Genomic DNA, 19,229 nt, shown 5'->3' with positions numbered 1-19,229 from the left:
AGATATTACCACAGATTGCATATGCAGGTGTGTCCTACCGGCGAGGCTTTTTGCCCCACTGACGACACGGGCTTTTGACCGCTCGGAGCTCAAGCAAGAAAGACTAAGGCGTGACGCACGATCCGCGGCGATCGCGTCGCGCTTCAGCGTTTCGCAGCGAACCGCGTCCAGATCTCGGCGTCGGTGTAGAAATCGACGCCGCCATCGAGATCTCGCACCAGCCACTCGCCGAGATAGACGATCTGGGTGCCGTTACGCCGCTCGTGCCGAAGCTCGAATTTTCCCTCGTCATCCTTCTGAAGCGAGCAACTCGACTGAACCCAGCTTGGCCACTCCTGCAAGGGCTGTCCGACGAATTGCCAGGCCACCAGGGCCACGTTGCCCGACAAGGGCTCTAGGCGCACTGTCTTGGTCACGAGATCTCCCATCATGCAATTGTCCGTGCTCCAACGCCTCGGGATCGGAAAGGTTGGAGACCTGCTCTCAGGTAGCATGCCTGACGGTTCTCAACGGTTCCTTGCGGCTTTTATCCGTGAAAACCCGGTTCCCGTGGGGCAGCTAGCCGATCGTCTGCAGCGCTGGAAAGGTCTCCAGCAGCCAGATGCTCACATTCGAGACTGCGCCGGTGAGAAAGCCGATGCCGGTGATCACCATCAGGACGCCCATGGCGCGTTCGACATTGACAAGGTGGCCCTTCATGCGCGCGAACAGTGCCGAGAACTGCTCGATCATCAGGGCGGCGATCAGGAAGGGAATACCGAGGCCCGCGGAATAGACCGCGAGCAGACCCGCGCCCTTCATCACCGTGGTTTCAGCCGCGGCGATCGACAGGATCGCGGCGAGGATCGGGCCGATACAGGGCGTCCAGCCGAAGGCGAAGGCGAGGCCCATGATATAGGCGCCCCAGAGGCCGACCGGCTTCGGGATCGGCAGCCGTCCCTCGCGCATCAGCAGGCCGATGCGCGTCAGCCCGAGGAAGTGCAGGCCCATGACCATGATGACGATGCCGGCGAGGATCGACAGCTCCGCCGACCAGGCCCGGATCAGCCCGCCGATCAGCGAGGCGCTGGCGCCGAGCGCGACGAATATCGTGGAGAATCCCAGCACGAACAGCAGCGCCGACAACAGGATGGCGCGCTTGGAGGCCTCCACTGGCTCGTCGCTCTCGACATGCTCGATCGTGGCGCCCGTGAGGTAGACCAGATAGGGCGGGACCAGCGGCAGGACGCAAGGCGAAAGGAAACTGACGAGGCCGGCAATCAGAGCCGCCGGGATCGAAACATTTTGCATGATGCCGTCTGAGCCATCTCAGGTACCGGTACGGCGCGCGGGGAATGCGCCCGGCCGGAGCGAACCGGCTCTGGTGTAGCCGATGCCGGAGAATGCGCAACAGAGGCGCACGAAACCAGGGCTCCGCCCGATGCCGTCTGCGATCACAGGTGCGGCATCGAGACGCGCACAAACCTCGCCAAAAAGCGAGGTTCGGCGGCGCGGCTACTTCACCACGCGGAGCAGCGGACGCCGGGGCTGGTCCTGCGTCTGCTTGGAAGGGGTCGGCGGCGCGCTCGCAGCGCTCCGCAGCATTTCATCGCACAATGCCTTGAGATCGGCACTGTCTATTCCTTTGAGCTTCATCCTGACGTCGAGGATGACGATGGAGAGCAGATCGGCCGATTCCCGGCTGTTGCACGCATTGAGAACCTTGCGGCATCCCTCGAGTGTTTCCAGCACCGACTGCAATTGTTCGTCTGAATGCGACACCGGCGTTCTTTCCGTTAATTCGGCCTGCGAGACGTGATTGTGACGATCCCCTCGGCGCCCCTGGAATTCCCAGGATAGCATGAGGCCGCTGCCCCTCTGAACCTGATTTCAGTTGGTTTCCGCCGTGGAACTGCGATTCCGGCCAACGTGGCCGCGCCGCGCTGTTCGCGCCGTTCGAAGCGATTGAAAAGGAAACGCTTGGCGTGCTGCAATTGATCCATCGACCGAGACGGCGCAGGCTTGCGCACAAAGACGGTCATCGCGGACAGCGCCTGCAATCCCGCAGCCATTTCACGGCTCGCAACGGAACCCACGCCACACCCCTCGCACAGGCGACAAATTCACCCGATTCCCAGCCCATGGCAGCACCTAAATACCACTCACCCTAGATGGTAAGGATGACAGTTCAAAACTCATCATCCCCCAACCCGCAGTGGTTGTGGTTTGCGCCAGATTCTGCCAGTTTAGCTGTCCGAAGGGACTTGTATGCACTCCTTGGCGGAAAGGGGCGTTCCTCTGGCGGAACGCCCAAAGACAAATCTCAGCGGCCTCTCGGATTGGGATGCGGCCCGCATATTTCTTGAAGTCGTCCGATGCGGAAGTTTCCGGTCGGCGGCCGAACGCCTGTCGCTGTCGATCAACGCGGTGCGCCGGCGGATCGACGATTTCGAACGCCAGACCGGCACCACGCTGTTCACCCGCGACGTCCACGGCACCCATCTGACCGATGAAGGCGCGCTGGTGGTGTCCGCCGTCGAGCGCATGGAGGCTGCCACCTTCGACGTGCTGCGGGCCAGCGATTCGATGGCCAACGCGCTGTCCGGCGAGGTCCGGGTCGCCGTCACCGAGGGGCTCGGCACGTTCTGGCTTGCGCCGCGCCTGGTCGAATTCCAGCAGGCCTATCCCAAGATCCTGGTCGACCTGCATTGCGCGATGCGCTCGGCCGATGTCTCGCGCCACGAGGCCGACGTCGCCATCCATCTGTCCCGTCCCTCGGCCCTCGACATCAAGCTGGTTCGGCTCGGCCGCATGCACCTGATGTTCTGGGCCTCGGAGAAGTACATCGCAAAACACGGCGCGCCGCGTTCGGCGGCGGAACTGATCAAGCATCGCCTGGTGCTGCAATTCGCCGACCAGCTCGCCGCCAAGGAATCCTTCGAAAGCTTCTTCCCGGGCGTTTCGGAACGGGACCTTCTGGTCATGAAGACCAATGTCTCGAGCGCCAACTATTGGGCGGTCGCGAATGGCGCCGGCATCGGCGTCTTCCCCAGCTACGCCATTGCGCTTGGCGGGAAATTGATTCCACTGGAGGTCGAGCTGAACCGGCCGCTGGATATCTGGCTGTCCTACCATCCCGGTAGCGGCCGTATTCCGCGCGTGCGGCACATGATCGACTGGCTGATCGAAGCGTTCAGTCCAGCTCGTTTCCCGTGGTTTAAGGAAGAGTTCGTGCACCCGCATGAATTCAAGGACTCGTACATGGGCGAACCCCTGACCCAGCTCTTCGGGGGATTTTCAACCGAAGAACAAAGGTGAGAACGAAGATGAAAGCAGCGGCAAAGAGAATGAAGCAGCGTAGTGCCGGCAAGCCGGACATCGAGCTTGGCAAGCGGATCCGCCTGCGGCGCGTCGAGATGAAGATCTCGCAGGCCGAGCTCGGCGAGAAGCTCGGCGTCAGCTTCCAGCAGGTCCAGAAGTACGAGAAGGGCGTCAATCGCGTGGGCGCAGCTCGCCTTCAGCAGATCGCCTCCGCGCTCGACGTGCCGGTGACCTTCTTCTACGACGGCGACAACAAGGCGCGCGAAGTCGAGAGCCTGCTCTTCCTCGATTCGGCCTTCAGCCTGCGCCTGCTGCGTGCCTACAGCAAGATCAAGGACCAGACGGTGCAGCGTCAGCTGGTCTCGCTGATGGAATCGATCGCGGCGAACGAAAGCTGAGATCGACCGACGATCGGCCTTTACGGCCGATCTTCAATCCGCCGCGTCACGGGGCGCGGCCGGATTGAACGGGACCCGGATCGCATGTCCTTGCGTCCGTCTTGGCCCGCGCGCTTTCCGCGCGCGGCCTTCGCTTCCCGGGCGGTCTGACCGCTTCTTTTGTTATCAGATTCCGTGTCGCTCGTCCTGTCTTGCCGGCGCGGCGGCACCGCCGCCATGCAATGGCGGCACAGGCGGATGCAAGTTGCCTCGCCTGTTACCGTTGACCGCGGCGATGCCCTCGCAGCACATTGCACCTTGTCAATGACAAGCGAGCGCGCGATGCCCGACACTTCCGATGAGAAATCCTACGCCGACGGCAAGATCCTCAAGCGCGTCATTGACGGCGTCGGCGTGATCACCTTCAACAATCCCGACAAGCGCAACGCGATGTCGCTGGAGATGTGGGAGGGATTTGGCGAGGCACTGACGGCCCTGCGCGACGACGAGACGGTGCGCGTCGTGATCCTGCGCGGCGCCGGCGGCAAGGCCTTCGTCTCCGGGGCCGACATCAGCCAGTTCGAGAAGACCCGCCATAATGCGGCGGCGTCCGAGCAATACGCCAAGCGCAGCGCGGCCCAGCGCGCATTGCTCGCCGACTTTCCCAAGCCGACGATCGCCTGCATCGAGGGCTTCTGTCTCGGCGGCGGCATGCAGGTCGCGATGCTCGCCGATATCCGTCTCGCCGCTCATGGCAGCCAGTTCGGCATTCCCGCGGCCAGGCTCGGCATCGCCTATGGTTATGACGGCCTGAAGCATCTGGTATCGTTGGTCGGCCCGTCCTGGGCCCGGCTGCTGATGTACACGGGCATGCGCATCGAGTCCGCGGAGGCGCTGCGGATCGGCCTCGTCGAGCGCCTGTTCCCGATCGATGAGCTGTGGGGTGAGACGATGGCGATCGCGCATGCCATCTCCGAGAACGCGCCGCTCGCGATCAAGGCCGCGAAGATCACGATCGCTCAGGTGCTGAAGGACGAAGGCCAGCGCGACATGGACGCCATCAAGGCGATCGGCCATGCCTGCATGGACAGCGCGGATTTCCGCGAGGGCCGGCAGGCCTTCATGGAGAAGCGCAAACCGCGGTTCCAGGGCAGGTAGCTGAACCTCTATTCAGGAAGATTAAATTCCTCGTGCAGCTTGCTGCGGCAGCAACCAGTTGATCGCGCCATAGTTCTCCCGCCATCATTGAGGGAGGTTGCGATGACATTCAAACTTGCTGTGCTCGGTCTGGCTGCCATCGGCGGTGTGGCGCTCGCTTCGGGACCGGCCCTCGCGGCCATGCCGAACGGCATTCCGCAGGCGAACCAGCTTGCAAAGGGCCCGGCCGCCGACGTCGATCAGGTGCGTTGGGTCTGTAACCCCTGGGGCCGTTGCTGGTGGCGCCCGAATTACTACCGCGCCTACGGCTATTACGGCGGCCCGCGCTTCTACGGCCCGCGTCCGTGGGGCTGGCGTCATCACCATCACTGGCGGCGCTGGTGAACCAAGGGGCCCGCGGGCCCTTTTTCTTTAATTACAGCGCCTCCAGCACGGCCTTCGCAATATCCGCCGTGCCGTTGCTGCCGCCGAATTCCATCGGCTTGATGCCGCCGGCATAGACCTGATCCACCGCCCGCTCGATCGTCTCGCCCGCGTCCGCGGCGCTCTCGACGCCGTGCTTGTCGGCGAGCCAGTCCAGCATCATCGCCGCCGACAGGATCATGCCGGTGGGATTGGCCTTGCCCTGCCCCATGATATCGGGCGCGGTGCCATGACAGGGCTGGAAAACCGCGTATTTGTCGCCGATATCGGCTGACGGCGCCATGCCGAGGCCGCCGATCAGGCTGGCTGTGATGTCGGAGACGATGTCGCCGAACATGTTCTCCATCACCATCACGTCGAAATCCCAGGGGCGCTTCACCAGCATCGCCGAGCAGGCATCGACATAGAGCCGGTCGGTCTTCACGTCAGGATGCTTCTTCGCGATCTCATCGAAGATGCCGCGGAAGAATGCAAACGCCTTGAACACATTCGCCTTGTCGACGCAGGTGAGCATCCCCGGCTTGCCGCGCGCCTTGCGCCGCTCGGCCAGGCGAAACGAAAACTCGAACAGGCGCTCGGAGGTCCGGCGCGTGATCACCATGGTTTCACGCGCGTCCTCGTGGGTGACGACGCCCTTTCCCATCGAAGCGAACAGCCCTTCCGTGGATTCGCGGATCACGACGAGATCGATGCCGCGCTGGTCGGCACCGACGATCGGGCTCGGCACACCGGGAATGAGGCGCGCGGGTCGCACGCCGGCATAGAGATCGAAGATGAAGCGCAGCTCGATCTGCGGCGCGATCTCGGTATTGTCGGGATAGCGCACCGACGGCAGGCCACAGGCCCCGAGCAGGATCGCATCCGCCTCCTCGCACAGCTTGATCGTCGAATCCGGCATCGACTTGCCGGTCGCCCGATAATTGGTCGCCCCGGCCGGTGCCTCGGTGAAACGGAAGCCGAGGCCCGATTTCTCGCCGACCTTGCGCAGCACCTCGAGTGCGGGCGCCATGACTTCGGGACCGATGCCGTCCCCGGCGAGCACGGCAATGTGGAAGGCGTTATTTGCGGACATGGGAGTTCCTGTAGGACGCGTCATCCCGGGGCGGCTCGAAGAGCCGAACCCGGGATCTCGAGATTCTCAGGTGCGCAATTGCGCACCGTAGTTCGGTCCTTACGGACCGCCCCGGAATGACAGATGGATTACGGCGTCAGCACCGTGCGCCCGACCACCGCGCCCTGCTGCAATTGCAGCAGCGCGTCGTTGGCCTTGGCGAGCGGGGCCGTCGTGACGGGGATCGGCGGCACCTTCTTGGTCCGCACGAGATCAAGCAGCTCCTGCGTTTCGCGCAAGTTGCCGACATAGCTGCCCTGGATCGTGATCGCCTTGATCGGAATCAGCGGCAGTGCCCAGGTCGCACCGCCGCCGAACAGGCCAACGATGACGAGCTTGCCGCCCTTGGTGAGGCAGTCGAAACCGAGCTGCGTCGTCGCTGCATTGCCCACGAGGTCGATCACGGCCCGGATCGGCCCGCCCGCTTTCCTGGCAAGCTGCTCCAGCGCATCCGGTGCCTTGGGATCGACGGTGGCGAGCGCGCCGGCCTTCTCCGCCGCCTCGCGCTTCCTGGCGTCGATATCGACCATGATCGCGCCTTTGCCGCCCATCGCCTTCAACAGCGACAGCGCCATCAGGCCAAGACCGCCCGCGCCGAACATCACGATCGGCGTGTCGAAATGCTGCTCGACCTTCTTCAGCGCGCTGTAGGTGGTGACGCCCGAGCAGGCATAGGGCGCGGTCGTCGCCGGATCGAGCCCTCGCAGATTGAGCAGATAGCGCGGATGCGGCACCAGCATGTGATCGGAATAGCCGCCGTCGCAATAGACGCCGAGCGAGCGCGGCGTCAGGCACATGTTCTCGTCACCGGCAAGGCAGGTGGCGCACTTGCCGCAGCCGATCCAGGGATAGACCAGCCCGACGTCGCCGATCTTCAGCTCGCCCTGGTCGGTCGGCTTCACGTCGGGGCCGAACGCCAGGATTTCACCGACGGTCTCGTGGCCCATGGTCAGCGGCAGGCTGATGCCGCGGTCCTTCAGCGACAGCGGCTTGCGGCCGTGGCCGAGATCGTAACCGCCTTCCCAGATGTGGAGATCGCTGTGGCAGACGCCGGCGGCCTTCACCTTGATCAGCACCTGCGTGCCCGACGGCTGCGGCGTCGCTTCGTCGAACTCCTGCAGCGGCGCCTTGAAATCGGCAACCTTGTAACTCTTCATCGACGTCCTCCCGCATGCTTCTTGTCGCCGCGCCACCATGCCATGGCCGGCAAGGCGAGACAAACCGGTCTTAGTTCAGGCCAGCGGATGATGGCAAGCCGCGAACTGGCCGGATGCGACTTCACGCAACTCCGGTATCTCCGCGCTGCATCGCTGATCGGCCCGCGGGCAGCGGGTGCGGAAGCGGCACCCGGACGGCGGCGCAATCGGCGATGGCGGCTCGCCGCCCGCTACGCTCTCGGCGGGACGAACGTCCGGATCGGGCACCGGGATCGCCTGCAGCAACAGCTCCGTATAGGGATGTGCCGGCCTCGCGAACAATTGCTCGGCAGGGCCGACCTCGCAAAGCCGGCCGAGATACATCACCGCGACGCGGTCGCTGACCGCTTTGACCACAGCAAGATCATGCGCGATGAACAGCAGCGTCAGGCCGAAGCGCGCCTTCATCTCCTCCAGCAGGTTGAGGATCTGCGCGCGGATCGAGACGTCGAGCGCCGAGACCGGCTCGTCGCAGACGATGAACTCGGGATTGAGCACGAGTGACCGCGCGATGCAGATGCGTTGGCACTGGCCGCCGGAGAACTCGTGCGGCAGGCGCCCAGCGACGAGCTCAGGATCGAGCCCGACCGCCGACAGCACCTCGTGGACGCGCCGCCTGCGCTCGGCCGCATCCTTGACGCCGGCGATGATCAGCGGCTCGGCCACGATGTCGCCGATCCGGCGGCGCGGGTTAAGCGAGGCGATCGGGTCCTGGAAGATCAGCTGCACGCGGCGGCGCATCCTGCGCAGCGCCTCGCCCTCCATCGCGGTGAGGTCCTCGCCGTCGAACAGCACGCGGCCGGATCTGGCGCGGCGCAATTGCAGCACCGCACGCCCCAGCGTCGACTTGCCGCAGCCGGATTCGCCGACCAGCCCCAGCGTCTCGCCGCGCGCGACCTGAAAGCTGACTCCCGAGACGGCATGCACAATCTTGTTGCCGAGGCCATACTCGACGACGAGATTGTCGACGTTCAGAAGCGGCTCGGCGCGCACGGCAAGCTGCATCATGCGCCAACTCCTTCCGCCATCTGGATCGGGTGGAAGCACGCGTAAAGATGATCAGGCATTTCGGCGCTTGCCAGCGCCGGCTTGGCCTCACGACAGCGGCCGGTGGCATAACGGCAGCGCGGCGCGAAGGAGCAGCCACGCAGCGGCCGCGTCGGATCGGGCGGACGGCCGGAGATGGCCGGCAGCGGCGTATGCGGCGCGGCATCCAGCTTGGGGATCGCTGCCAGCAACGCCTCGGTGTAGGGCATGTGCATGCGCTTGAACAACGCCGAGGTCGGAGCGCGCTCCACCACCCTGCCCGCATACATCACCGCAACCTCGTCGGCACGGCCGGCGACGACGCCGAGATCGTGGGTGATGATGATCATCGCCATATGACGGCGGCGCTGCTCGCGCGCGAGCAGATCGAGGATCTGCGCCTGGATGGTGACGTCGAGCGCGGTCGTCGGCTCGTCCGCGATCAAGAGCTTCGGCTCGCAGGACAGCGCGATCGCGATCGCGATGCGCTGGCGCATGCCGCCGGAACATTGATGCGGGTATTGCGCGAGCCGCTGCTCCGGCGCGGGAATGCCAACGGCGGCCAAGAGTTCGATGCTGCGCGCCTTCGCCGCCGGAGCATCGAGTTCGAGATGCTCCTGGATCGTCTCCATCAACTGCGTGCCGATCGTGAGCACCGGATTGAGCGAGGTCATGGGATCCTGGAACACGACCGCGAGATCGCGGCCGCGCAGCCGCCGCAGGCTTTCCGGCGCGAGCTGCACCAGATCCTGGCCGTCGAACATCACGCGGCCCGTGAGCTTTGCTTTCTTCGGCAGCAGCTGCAGCACGGCGCGCGACAGCATGGTCTTGCCGCAGCCGGATTCGCCGACGATGCCGAGCGTGCGGCCCGCCTGCAGCGACAGATCGACATGATCCACCGCGCGCAAATTGCCGCGCGGCGTCGGCAGCTCGACGGTGACGTCCGCGATGGTCAATAGCGGGGCGCTCACAGCGCCCCCTGGCGCGGGTCGGTCAGCGCCCGCAAGGTGTCGCCGACCAGATTGAAGGCCAGCACGGTCACGAAAAGTCCGGTCGCCGGCAGGAACGCCAGCCGCGGCGCGACGTCGAGGCTGTCGCGCCCTTCCCCGATCATGCTGCCCCAGCTCGCCATCGGCGGCGGCACGCCGAGGCCGAGGAAGGACAGCGCCCCCTCGACCACGATGGTGACGGCGACGCCGAGCAGGAAGAAGGCGAGCAGCGGCAGGATCACGTTCGGCAGCAGCTCGCGCAGCAGGATGCGCGCATGGCTGGCGCCGAGCGCCTCGGCCGCGATCACGAATTCCCGCCGCGCCAGCGTCAGCGTGGCCGCCCGCGCCACGCGCATGAAGGCGGGAATGCCGAGCACGCCGAGGATCACGGTGAGATTGGGGACGGACTGGCCGAGATAGGCGGTCACGGCAAGCGCGAAGATCAGCGGCGGAAAGGCCAGCAGCACGTCCATGCTGCCGACCACGATGGTCTCGAACCGGCCGCGGAAATAGCCGGCGAGCAGGCCGAGCGCGCCGCCGATGGCAAGACCGATCATCGGCGCGATCAGCCCGACCGTCAGCGAGGTCCGCGCGCCGAAGATCAGGCGGGCGAGCTCGTCGCGGCCGAGCCCGTCGGTCCCCAGCCAGTGCTCGGAAGAGAACGCGGCGCGGCGCTCCAGCATGTCCATGTCGATGGGATTCTGCAGCGGCAGCACGGGCGCGAGGATCGCGAGCGCGAGGATGATCGCAAGCCAGCTGCTCGCGATCCAGAACAGCAGGCCGAGCTTGCGCTTGCGGCCGACCGGCACGGGCGCCGCCTCGTCCTGCAGCGAGAGCTCAAGCGTGGCCATGGCGGATCCTGGGGTCGAGCACGGCGTAGAGCATGTCGACGATGAAATTCACGATGACGAAGCCGCAGGCGACCAGCAGCACCACGCCCTGGAGGATGACGAGGTCGCGGGTATAGATCGCCCCGACCAGGAGGCGGCCGATGCCGGGCAGCGCGAAGATCGATTCCACGATCAGCGTGCCGCCGAGCAGACGGCCGATATTGATGCCGGTCACCGTCACCAGGGTCAGCGACGACGGCTTCAGCGCATGGACGAACAGGATGCGCGCGGGCTTGAGGCCTTTTGCCTTGGCGAGCGCGATATAGTCCTCCTGCAGGGTCGCGATCATGTCGGAACGCAGCACCCGCATGATTCCAGGCCATTCGGCGAGGGCGAGCGTCAGCGCCGGCAGCACGAAGAAGCGCAGATTGCTGAGCGGCGCCTCGGTGAACGGCACATAGCCGGTCGCCGGCAGCCAGTGCAGCTCGACCGCGAACAGATAGATCAGCAGGATCGCCACCAGGAAGGACGGCATCGACAGCATCGCGAACGCGCTGCCGGTCATGAAGCGGTCGAACGCGCCGCCGGCGCGCGCGGCACAGGCGATCGCGACGGGAACGCCGATCAGGAGGCCGAGGAACTCGGCCATCAGCATCAATTGCAGCGAGACCGGAATGCGCTCGGCGACCGCCTGCAACACCGTCTGCCCGGTGCGGAACGAGCGGCCGAGATCGCCCTGCAGGACCTGGCCGAGCCAGCTGAGATAGCGCCACCACAGCGGCTGGTCGAGCCCCATGTCGCGGCGGAGCGCCGCCACGTTCTCCGGCGTCGCCTGATCGCCGAGGATGACGAGAGCGAGGTCGCCCGGCAGCAGCGAGGCAATCAGGAACGTCAGCAGCGAGACAGCGAGCAGCACCGGCAGCATGGCAAGCAGCCGCCGAACAACGAAGTTCAGCATCGCGCGATCATTCCAGCCAGGTCCTCGAGACGTCGATCACGCCGTTGTACATCTTCGGGAAGCCCTTCAGCTTGGCGCTCGACAGCGCGTAATAGGTGTTCTGGAAGGTCCAGAACCAGATCGCCTCCTTGTTGATCAGGCGGCTGATGGCGCAGTAATCCTCGCTGCGCTGGCCGAGATCGGCCGTGACGCGCGCATGGTCCAGCAGTTTGTCGAGCTCGGGGTTTGAGTATCCGGCGAGCGCCAGCGGGCTGCCGCTGCGGAAATTCGCGTACATCTGCGGATCGGGATCGGCGAGATCGACGATGCGCCACGGCGTCATCTGGAACTGGCGGGTGAAGGCGCGCGAGGGAATGGTGGCCTGGTCGACCTGCTCGATCTCCATGTTGGCGCCGACGCGCTTCCAGAACTGCTGCAGCACCTGTCCGACCATGCGGCCGCGCGGCGTCGCGGTCACCAGCATCTTGAACTCGACCGGCTTGCCGTAATCCTTGATCAGAGCCTTGGCCTTCTCGACGTCGAACGGCAGCGCGCCGTCGTCCTTGCATTTGACCCAGGAGCCGTCACCGTAAGGATTGCTCGCGGGCCGGCTCAGACCGTTGGTGATCGCCTGCGACATCTTCGGGCGGTCGATCGCCATCACCAGCGCCTGGCGCACGCGGACATCGTCGAACGGCGCGACCTTGGTGTTGAAGGCGTAGACCGCCGCGCCCGAGCCCTTGTAGGTGTGCACCGTGAGCTTGGGATCCTTCTGCGCCTTCATGATGTTGTCGGCGTCGTTCTCGTCGTCCCAGATGATGTCGGCCTCTCCCGATTGCAGCGAGGCGAAGCGCGACTGCGCGTCGGGCAGCGGCTTCAGGATGATGCGGTCGAGATAGGGCCGGCCCTTGTCCCAGTAGTTTGGATTCTTCTCCAGCACCATGCGGTCGCCGGCGGTCCATGACTTCAGGATGTAGGGACCGGTGCCGACGGGATTGCGATTGTAGTCGTCGCCCTTGGTCTTCCACGCCGTCGGCGAATGCACCGCGTTGTTCTGGCTCTGGATCGTGATTACCGCCGGCAGATTCACCGAAGGGTCGGTGAGCTTGTAGACCAGGGTGTATTCGTCCGGCGCCAGCACTTCCTTGATGTTGGTGATGTAGAACGCGCAGCGGCACTTGTTGGCGGGATCCTTCTGCCGGTCGAAATTCTCCTTGAAGGCCTGCGCATTGAACGGCGTGCCGTCGTGGAATTTCACTCCCTCGCGCAGCTTGAAGGTCCACGTCATGTAGTCGTCGGAATGAGTCCAGGACACCGCGAGCTTCGGCGCGGCCTGTCCCTTCTCGTCAAGCGTTGTGAGCGTGTCGAAGATGGCGGCGGCAGCCGTGAAGGTCGAGGTGTCGTAGACGCCGACTTTCAGGGGATCGAAGCCTGCAATCTCCAGCTCCTGGCCGACGGTGATGCTGCCGCCGGACTTCTGCGCCTGCGCAGGCCCAGTCAGTGGAAGGAGGGCAAATGCCGCAACAAGGAATATCGGCGCGTGCTTGCGCGCCGCAGCAGCAATCTTCGTCATGGTTCCTCCCCGGATCCCTCGTCCGATGTTTCGGATCGCTGAATGACTGGAGGCGAGAGTGGCGGCAAAAGCGCGCCACCGCAAGAGGAACGCGTGGAAGATCACACGCCGCAGTGCGGCGCAACGTTGCTCAGCGTGTCGCGGCTGTTTTGCCTGTCGGAATTGGCGCATCGTCGGCGAGGCCGATCTCCTCGCGCAGCGCATCGGTATGTTCGCCGAGCCCGGCCATCGTCGTGGCGGGCACGGTGTCGGCGCCCGACATCCGGAACGGCAGGTTGAGCACTTTGAAGGAGCCGCCCTCGTCCTGCACGGACGTGAGCGCCTGCCGGTGCGCGAGCTGCGGATCGGCCAGCGCCTCGGCCACGGTGCGATAGGCCGAAGCCGGCACGCCGGCCGCGCCGAGCGCAGCAAGACACGCATCGGTCGTGAGCTGCCGCGACCAGGCCTCGACCCCGTCCATCACCTCGGCCCAATTCTCGCGACGCGGGGCATAGGTCGAGAAGCGCGGGTCGGTGATCCATTCGCCGTGGCCGATCACGCCCATCAATCCCTGGAACGTCTTTTCGCTGGCGACCGTGATCATGACGTAGCCGTCTGCCGTCTCGGTCGGTCCGAACATCGGGCGCGGCGGCGGCTTCACGGCGAATTGCGCGCCCTGCAGCTCGGTCAGCGTCAGCGACAGCATCGATTCCAGCATGGACACGTCGATATGCTGGCCGAGCCCGGTCACGGTCCGCTGATAGAGCGCGGAGGCGATCGCGCCGAAGCCATAGGTGCCGGTGACGACGTCGGCGTGATAGATGCCGCAATAATCGGGACGGTTGCGGCCGGGCTGGTAGGCCAGATGCGCCATGTCGTAGCCGGAGGCGGCATGGATTACCGGCGCATAGGCCGGCAGCTCGGCCGAAGGGCCGCTCTGGCCGTAGCCGGAGATCGAGCAATAGATCAACCTCGGATTGACGGCGCGCAGCCTGTCATAGTCGAGCCGCAGCCGGTGCATCACGCCGGGGCGGAAGTTCTCGACCAGGATGTCCGACGTCGCGACCAGCCGGCGGACCGCCTCCCTGCCGTCCTCCGATTTGAGGTCGAGCACCACGCTCTTCTTGCCGACATTGAGCTGGCCGAACGTGGTGCTGCAGCCGTTGCGCAGCGGCGGCCGGGTCCGCATCGTCTCGCCGCCCTCGGTCTCGATCTTGATGACCTCGGCGCCCATGTCGGCAAGCATCCGCGCGCAGTGAGGACCGGCGATGGTGGTCGAAAAATCCAGCACCCGGAGGCCGGCGAAGGCCTTTGTCGTTGTCCCCTCATGCTTATCTGCTAGCTGCATCCCCGAAGCCCCTTGGAACCTTCAATGTTCTCTCTTGTTGATGCGGCGACCCTAGAGGGCGGCGGCTGAGTAGGAAAGTCTTTACCGAACGGACGTGCCGCGTGGGCGGGCTTTGAGATTCGTGGGCAACTGGACCCGTTCTTGCATAGCAGCAAACGGGATCGGAAGAGGGCAGCTGTTCTTGAGGGTCTTGTTCGTCACGACTGAGATGGACGACTTCGTCCGCGTCGGCGGCCTTGGCGCCGTGTCCGCAGCTCTCCCCCGCGCGCTTCGCCCCTTTGCCGATATCCGGGTCATGCTGCCCGGCTATCGCGACATCATCGAACAACTCACGCATATTCAGATCGTTGGCCGCTGCCCGGCGTTCGCGGAAATGCCGGCATGCTCGCTCGGCCGAGCCGCGACCAAGGACGGCCTGCCGGTCTACGTGCTGCTCTGCTCGCAACTCTACGACCGGCCCGGCAATCCCTATGGCGACGAGTCCGGGCGCGACTGGCCCGACAACGACATTCGCTTCGCCCGATTTGCCTCCGCCGCCGCTGAGCTGGCCATGGGCAAGCTGGACAAGAATTGGGCAGCAGACCTGATCCATGCCAATGACTGGCAGGCCTCGCTCGTGCCGGCCTACCTTGCCTGGCACGGCGCCAAGCTGCCGTCGATCCTGACCATCCACAACCTCGCCTATCAGGGTCTTTTCCCGAAGGACGCTCTGCGCCGGATCGGGGCACCGGAGAGCTCCTTCCACATCGACGGCGTCGAGTTCTATGATCAGGTCTCCTTCCTCAAGGCCGGCCTCGTCTACGCCTCGCACCTCACCACCGTCAGCGGCACCTATGCGCGCGAGATCACTACGGCCGAGTTTGGCTGCGGCCTGGAGGGACTGCTCCGGCTGCGCTCGGACGCCGCCGAGCTGACCGGCATCCTCAACGGCATCGACGAGAGCTGGGATCCGCGCTCCTGCGCCCAACTCGCCCAGCAGTTCGGCGCCGGCGACTGGGCCGGCAAGAGGGCCAATGCGGATTACGTCCGCAAGCAGTTCGGCTTAGCGGTCTCGCGCGGCCCGATGTTCGGCATCGTCGCGCGCCTCGTGCACCAGAAGGGTATCGACCTCGTGCTGTCGGCGGCCGACGAGATCGTCGATGCCGGCGGGCAGATCGTGGTCACCGGCTCTGGCGAGCCGGCGCTCGAGCAGGCCTTGATCGACGCGCATCGCCGCCGCCCTGACGCCATCGGCGTCGTGATCGGCTTCAACGATGCCCAGGCACGCCGCATCTTTGCCGGCAGCGACTTCACCCTGATGCCGTCGCGCTTCGAGCCGTGCGGCCTCAGCCAGATGTATGCCCAGCGCTTCGGCTCGCTGCCGATCGGGCACCAGACCGGCGGCCTCGCCGAGACCATCACCGACGGCGAGACCGGATTCCTGTTCTCGAAACCCTCGCGCGATTCCTTCCTCGGCGGCGTCCGCCGGGCCTTCTCGGCCTTCATGGCCCAGGACCAGCTCGACACCATGCGCCGCAGCGCCATGGGCCGATCGTTCTCCTGGAGCATCTCGGCCGGCAGCTATAGCGCGCTGTACCGGAAGCTGGCGTCGGTGTGAGGTGCTTCGGCGCTCCCACAAACTCAGGTCATTGCGAGCGCCTCGCCCTCTCGTGCCCCGGACGCAGCGCAGCGTCTCTTCGACGATGCGCTGCCGAGCCGGGGCCCATCGCGCGTCGCAGTTCGCGGCCTCTGGGTCCCGGCACTGCGCCGCAACGCGCGTTGCGCGTTGTGGCTTGTCCGGGACACGAGAGATCGGGCCCTCACCCCTTGCGGCGCACGTCCATCTGCGGCCGTCCGATCCACGCGCGGTTAAGACAGCGCGTCATCCAGTCCGGCTGCGGCTCGCCGCGCAGGCGCGCCTGTGCTTCCTGGTAGGGGCCGACATAGCGCAGCCTGTCAGGCAGTTTCGGATAGACGCGCCTGATCCAGCGCAGCGCATTGTCGACCGACCTGTCGTTGTTCGCGTCGAGCGCAAGGGCGAACCCGGCGCGCAGCCGTTCCGGCAACATCCGCGCCGTCAGCGCGCGGTACCAGCGCGGCGGCCGCAACCACGGGCGGGCGCCGGCAAAGATCTGCGCCGCGATCTCGCGCGCCGCCGGGCTCACGGTCAGCGTCTCCGACTGCGCCATCGCCGCGGTGTAGGCGGCAAAGCCGGACCAGTCCGCCGGTAAATCGTCCGCGGTCAACCCGAACAAGGCCCCGAACAGCCGACTCTCGCTCCAGTAGCGCTCGCGCTCTTCCGCCGTGAGAGCCGGCAGGACAAGGTCATGCGCCATCAGCGCCGACTCCACCAGCGTCGCATGAACCCAGCGGAGCGATGCGACGTCGTTGGCGTGGTAGCGCGAGCCTGCCGCGAACGGGCCGGTCGTCTCGGGCATCTCTCCGACGATCATGCTGTGACGCCGGTGCAGCTGGCGCGACGACAGCAACGCCCGCTCCAGCGAGCCGAACACCATGGCAAACACGATGTCGAAGGTGCGATGGAAGCGCCCGATCGGATCGGCAAAGGTTTTGGAATGCTCGGCGATGGCCGCGGCAACCCAGGGATGGGCCAGCTGCAGCAATAGCGCGCGGCCGGCGCCGAGGAAGATGACGGCCTCGCGATCGATCCGCCAGGTCAGCGTGTCAGGACCGAACACGCCGGCCACCGCTCCCGCCGCATTGGCACGGACCTGATCGAGCGTTGCCTCGAGATCGTTCGCGGATACCATCTGCGCGGCCTTCGGCTGCAAGGTGACCGACGATCCGCAAGGCCTGTGGCAATTCGATGATACAAGAGCAGTTCTACTCCGCCGCCATCGGCAGCACGTCCATATGCTCGTGCAGCACCACGCCGGCGAGCGGATCGAATTCGCCGATCCACGGCTTTCGTTCGAGCACGGACCGCGTATGCGCATAGCCGGCGTCCCAGCGCCGCATGATGCCGGACGGGCTGAAGTCGATATCCTTGGTATGGGTCTCACGATCGAGCTGCGGCGCCAGCAGTCGCACCACATGCATCCGGGTCGGACAGCCGTAGCTGATCAACTCCCGCACCGCAGAGTCGCGGCGCTCGCTCTCGGAGAGGCGCGCGGCGAGCTGATTGATGACGTGGCGCAGGCGGTGGGCCTGCTGCTGGCGGGCGATCTGGCTCGCGATACGGCTCGAATATTGCACGTCCTTGTGCCGGTTCAGCACCTCCGCCATCGTCGTCGGCTCAGCGCCGATCGGATTCCACAGATGCACGGCGAAGATCAGCGAATTCCTGCGCGGATTGTCGTCGAACACGGCTTCGGTCGGGGTGTTGGACAGGATGCCGCCGTCCCAATAGAGCTCGCCGTCGATGCGCACCGCCGGAAACGCCGGCGGCAGCGCGCCGGAGGCCATCACGTGCTTCACGGTCAGCTCGCCGTCGCGGCTGTCGAAATAGCGCATCTGGCTGCTGCGGACATGGGCCGCGCCGACCGTCAGCCGCGGCGAGCAGCTGTTGACCAGGCTGAAATCGACCAGCTCGAGCAGCGTCCTCTCCAATGGTTCGGTCGAATAGAAGCCGGCGTGATCCGCTCCAAGCGGATAGGAATCACCGGCATGTGCCAGCGGATTGGGGCGAAAGAATCCGGGAATGCCGTTGGTGACGGTCGACCAATAGGTGAGCTTCTCGTTGAAGCCGGGAAACGCGGTGCGCAGATTCCAGATCGGATTCTGCTCCATCCGCTTCCAGAATTCCTTCAGATGCGCCAGCCGTTGGCCGGGTGCATTGCCCGCGATCAGGCTGGCATTGATGGCGCCGATCGAGGTGCCGATGATCCAGTCCGGCTCGATGCCGGCCTCATGCAGCGCCTGATACACGCCGGCCTGGTAGGACCCGAGCGCACCGCCGCCCTGGAGCACGAGCACGACCTGGCCGGGCAGATCCGCGCCCTTGCTCTGCGTGTTGTCCTGCATGCCGTTTATGTCTCGCTCCTGGTGAGCTTGCACCGATCGAATATTCACATGCCGTTGCGGCTTGTTGCGCCGGCCCATCTCAATGCGCAGTCCAGCCGCCGTCGACCGGAAGCGCGATGCCGGTGATCGAAGCCGCCGCATCCGTCGACAGGAACACCGTCAGTGCGCCGAGCTCCTCGACCGTGGCAAAGCGCTTGTTCGGCTGCTGCGCCAGCAGCACGTCGCGGATGACCTGGTCGCGGGAGATGCCGTGCGCCTTGGCCTGCCCGTCGATTTGCGCTTCGACCAGCGGCGTGTAGACGTAGCCCGGGCACACGGCGTTGCAGGTGATGCCTTCCTCCGCTGTCTCCAGCGCCGTCACCTTCGTCAGACCGACGATGCCGTGCTTGGCGGCGACATAGGCGGCCTTGAACGGCGAGCCGACCAGGCCATGCGCGGAGGCGATGTTGATGATCCGGCCGAACCCGTTCTGGCGCATCGCCGGCAGCGCGAGCCGCGTCGTGTGGAAGGCCGAGGTCAGGTTGATCGCGAGGATCTGGTCCCATTTCTCGACGGGAAATTGCTCGAGCGGCGCCACATGCTGGATGCCGGCGTTGTTGACGAGGATGTCGAGCCGGCCGGACTCGGCGATGGTCGCCGCGATCATCTCGGCGATCGACTTTGGCCTCGTCATGTCGGCCGGCGAGTAGCTCGCCTTGACGCCGAACTCGGCGGCGATCTGCTCGCGCGTCCGGCCGATCTCACTGGCGACGCCGAGGCCGTTCAGGACGACATCGGCGCCGGCCGCCGCCAGGGCACGTGCGATGCCGAGACCGATGCCGCTGGTCGAGCCCGTGACGAGCGCAACCTTGCCGGCCAGCGCGCGGGCAGGCTGCGATGTCTGCGACTTCAGCGGTATGTTCATGGCACGGTCTCCGTTGGCGATGACTGGACTTCAAGCCTTCGCAAGACCCTGGAGGATCGCCGGCCCGAACGGAAATACCGGCTGGCTTCCGACTCCATACGTCCGCGCTATCGCG

19 protein-coding genes are annotated in these 19,229 nt (G+C 65.4%); 5 read left to right on the top strand and 14 right to left on the bottom strand.

All coding sequences use genetic code 11. The features are described 5' to 3' along the window. Positions 1 to 143 precede the first annotated feature (143 nt). The 3 genes from K410_RS0112345 to K410_RS0112335 form a co-directional block, all read right to left on the bottom strand. Entirely contained in the window at positions 144 to 431 is a 288-nt protein-coding gene (locus K410_RS0112345; RefSeq protein ID WP_433994197.1) for a hypothetical protein, read from the bottom strand. A 127-nt stretch (positions 432 to 558) separates the two neighbouring features. After that, positions 559 to 1,290, bottom strand: coding sequence for a cytochrome c biogenesis CcdA family protein (locus K410_RS0112340; RefSeq protein ID WP_049820023.1), 732 nt, complete (start codon positions 1,288 to 1,290; stop codon positions 559 to 561). A gap of 204 nt (positions 1,291 to 1,494) precedes the next feature. Continuing rightward, entirely contained in the window at positions 1,495 to 1,842 is a 348-nt protein-coding gene (locus K410_RS0112335; RefSeq protein WP_245269365.1) for a hypothetical protein, read from the bottom strand. 405 nt (positions 1,843 to 2,247) lie between these two features. On the opposite strand from K410_RS0112335, the gene K410_RS0112330 reads away from it, so the two are divergent. From K410_RS0112330 to K410_RS0112315, 4 genes are all read left to right on the top strand, one after another. Beyond that, complete coding sequence (locus K410_RS0112330; protein WP_028135138.1) at positions 2,248 to 3,297, top strand: LysR family transcriptional regulator; 1,050 nt, start codon at positions 2,248 to 2,250, stop codon at positions 3,295 to 3,297. Positions 3,298 to 3,326: 29 nt separating this feature from the next. Then, entirely contained in the window at positions 3,327 to 3,698 is a 372-nt protein-coding gene (locus K410_RS0112325) for a helix-turn-helix domain-containing protein (protein ID WP_020608151.1), read from the top strand. A 321-nt stretch (positions 3,699 to 4,019) separates the two neighbouring features. After that, positions 4,020 to 4,835 carry an enoyl-CoA hydratase gene (locus tag K410_RS0112320; RefSeq protein WP_028135137.1) on the top strand — a complete coding sequence of 272 codons (816 nt, stop codon included), beginning with the start codon at positions 4,020 to 4,022 and terminating at the stop codon, positions 4,833 to 4,835. A gap of 102 nt (positions 4,836 to 4,937) precedes the next feature. Then, complete coding sequence (locus K410_RS0112315; RefSeq protein ID WP_028135136.1) at positions 4,938 to 5,219, top strand: hypothetical protein; 282 nt, start codon at positions 4,938 to 4,940, stop codon at positions 5,217 to 5,219. A 31-nt stretch (positions 5,220 to 5,250) separates the two neighbouring features. On the opposite strand, the gene K410_RS0112310 is transcribed toward K410_RS0112315, so the two are convergent. The 8 genes from K410_RS0112310 to K410_RS0112275 form a co-directional block, all read right to left on the bottom strand. Beyond that, positions 5,251 to 6,330, bottom strand: coding sequence for an isocitrate/isopropylmalate dehydrogenase family protein (locus tag K410_RS0112310; protein ID WP_028135135.1), 1,080 nt, complete (start codon positions 6,328 to 6,330; stop codon positions 5,251 to 5,253). 128 nt (positions 6,331 to 6,458) lie between these two features. Beyond that, on the bottom strand, positions 6,459 to 7,526 hold the full coding sequence (locus K410_RS0112305; RefSeq protein ID WP_028135134.1) for an alcohol dehydrogenase: 1,068 nt from the start codon (positions 7,524 to 7,526) through the stop codon (positions 6,459 to 6,461). A 75-nt stretch (positions 7,527 to 7,601) separates the two neighbouring features. Further along, positions 7,602 to 8,573: an ABC transporter ATP-binding protein gene (locus K410_RS0112300; protein WP_028135133.1), complete on the bottom strand. Its 972-nt coding sequence runs from the start codon at positions 8,571 to 8,573 to the stop codon at positions 7,602 to 7,604. Next, complete coding sequence (locus tag K410_RS0112295; protein ID WP_028135132.1) at positions 8,570 to 9,562, bottom strand: ABC transporter ATP-binding protein; 993 nt, start codon at positions 9,560 to 9,562, stop codon at positions 8,570 to 8,572. Before K410_RS0112295 ends, K410_RS0112300 begins: the two co-directional genes overlap by 4 nt. Further along, a complete protein-coding gene (locus tag K410_RS0112290; RefSeq protein ID WP_028135131.1) occupies positions 9,559 to 10,431 on the bottom strand; it encodes an ABC transporter permease in 873 nt (290 codons plus the stop codon). The genes K410_RS0112295 and K410_RS0112290 overlap by 4 nt, the downstream gene beginning before the upstream one ends. Beyond that, positions 10,418 to 11,368, bottom strand: a complete 951-nt coding sequence (locus K410_RS0112285) for an ABC transporter permease (protein WP_028135130.1) — start codon at positions 11,366 to 11,368, stop codon at positions 10,418 to 10,420. The genes K410_RS0112290 and K410_RS0112285 overlap by 14 nt, the downstream gene beginning before the upstream one ends. 7 nt (positions 11,369 to 11,375) lie before the next feature. Beyond that, positions 11,376 to 12,920: an ABC transporter substrate-binding protein gene (locus K410_RS0112280; protein ID WP_028135129.1), complete on the bottom strand. Its 1,545-nt coding sequence runs from the start codon at positions 12,918 to 12,920 to the stop codon at positions 11,376 to 11,378. 130 nt (positions 12,921 to 13,050) lie between these two features. Next, positions 13,051 to 14,247, bottom strand: a complete 1,197-nt coding sequence (locus tag K410_RS0112275) for a CaiB/BaiF CoA transferase family protein (RefSeq protein ID WP_028135128.1) — start codon at positions 14,245 to 14,247, stop codon at positions 13,051 to 13,053. Positions 14,248 to 14,428: 181 nt separating this feature from the next. On the opposite strand from K410_RS0112275, the gene glgA reads away from it, so the two are divergent. Then, entirely contained in the window at positions 14,429 to 15,844 is a 1,416-nt protein-coding gene (gene glgA / locus K410_RS0112270) for a glycogen synthase GlgA (RefSeq protein WP_049820022.1), read from the top strand. A gap of 202 nt (positions 15,845 to 16,046) precedes the next feature. On the opposite strand, the gene K410_RS0112265 is transcribed toward glgA, so the two are convergent. From K410_RS0112265 to K410_RS0112255, 3 genes are all read right to left on the bottom strand, one after another. After that, on the bottom strand, positions 16,047 to 16,997 hold the full coding sequence (locus K410_RS0112265; RefSeq protein WP_028135126.1) for an oxygenase MpaB family protein: 951 nt from the start codon (positions 16,995 to 16,997) through the stop codon (positions 16,047 to 16,049). A 73-nt stretch (positions 16,998 to 17,070) separates the two neighbouring features. Further along, positions 17,071 to 18,210, bottom strand: a complete 1,140-nt coding sequence (locus K410_RS0112260; protein WP_433994196.1) for a patatin-like phospholipase family protein — start codon at positions 18,208 to 18,210, stop codon at positions 17,071 to 17,073. A gap of 79 nt (positions 18,211 to 18,289) precedes the next feature. Beyond that, complete coding sequence (locus K410_RS0112255) at positions 18,290 to 19,114, bottom strand: 3-hydroxybutyrate dehydrogenase (protein WP_028135124.1); 825 nt, start codon at positions 19,112 to 19,114, stop codon at positions 18,290 to 18,292. Between the last annotated feature and the right edge of the window lie 115 nt (positions 19,115 to 19,229).

The sequence above is a fragment of the Bradyrhizobium sp. 22 genome (assembly GCF_000482425.1).
GTDB lineage: Bacteria > Pseudomonadota > Alphaproteobacteria > Rhizobiales > Xanthobacteraceae > Bradyrhizobium > Bradyrhizobium japonicum_B.
This window is presented reverse-complemented; position numbering and strand designations above follow the sequence as displayed.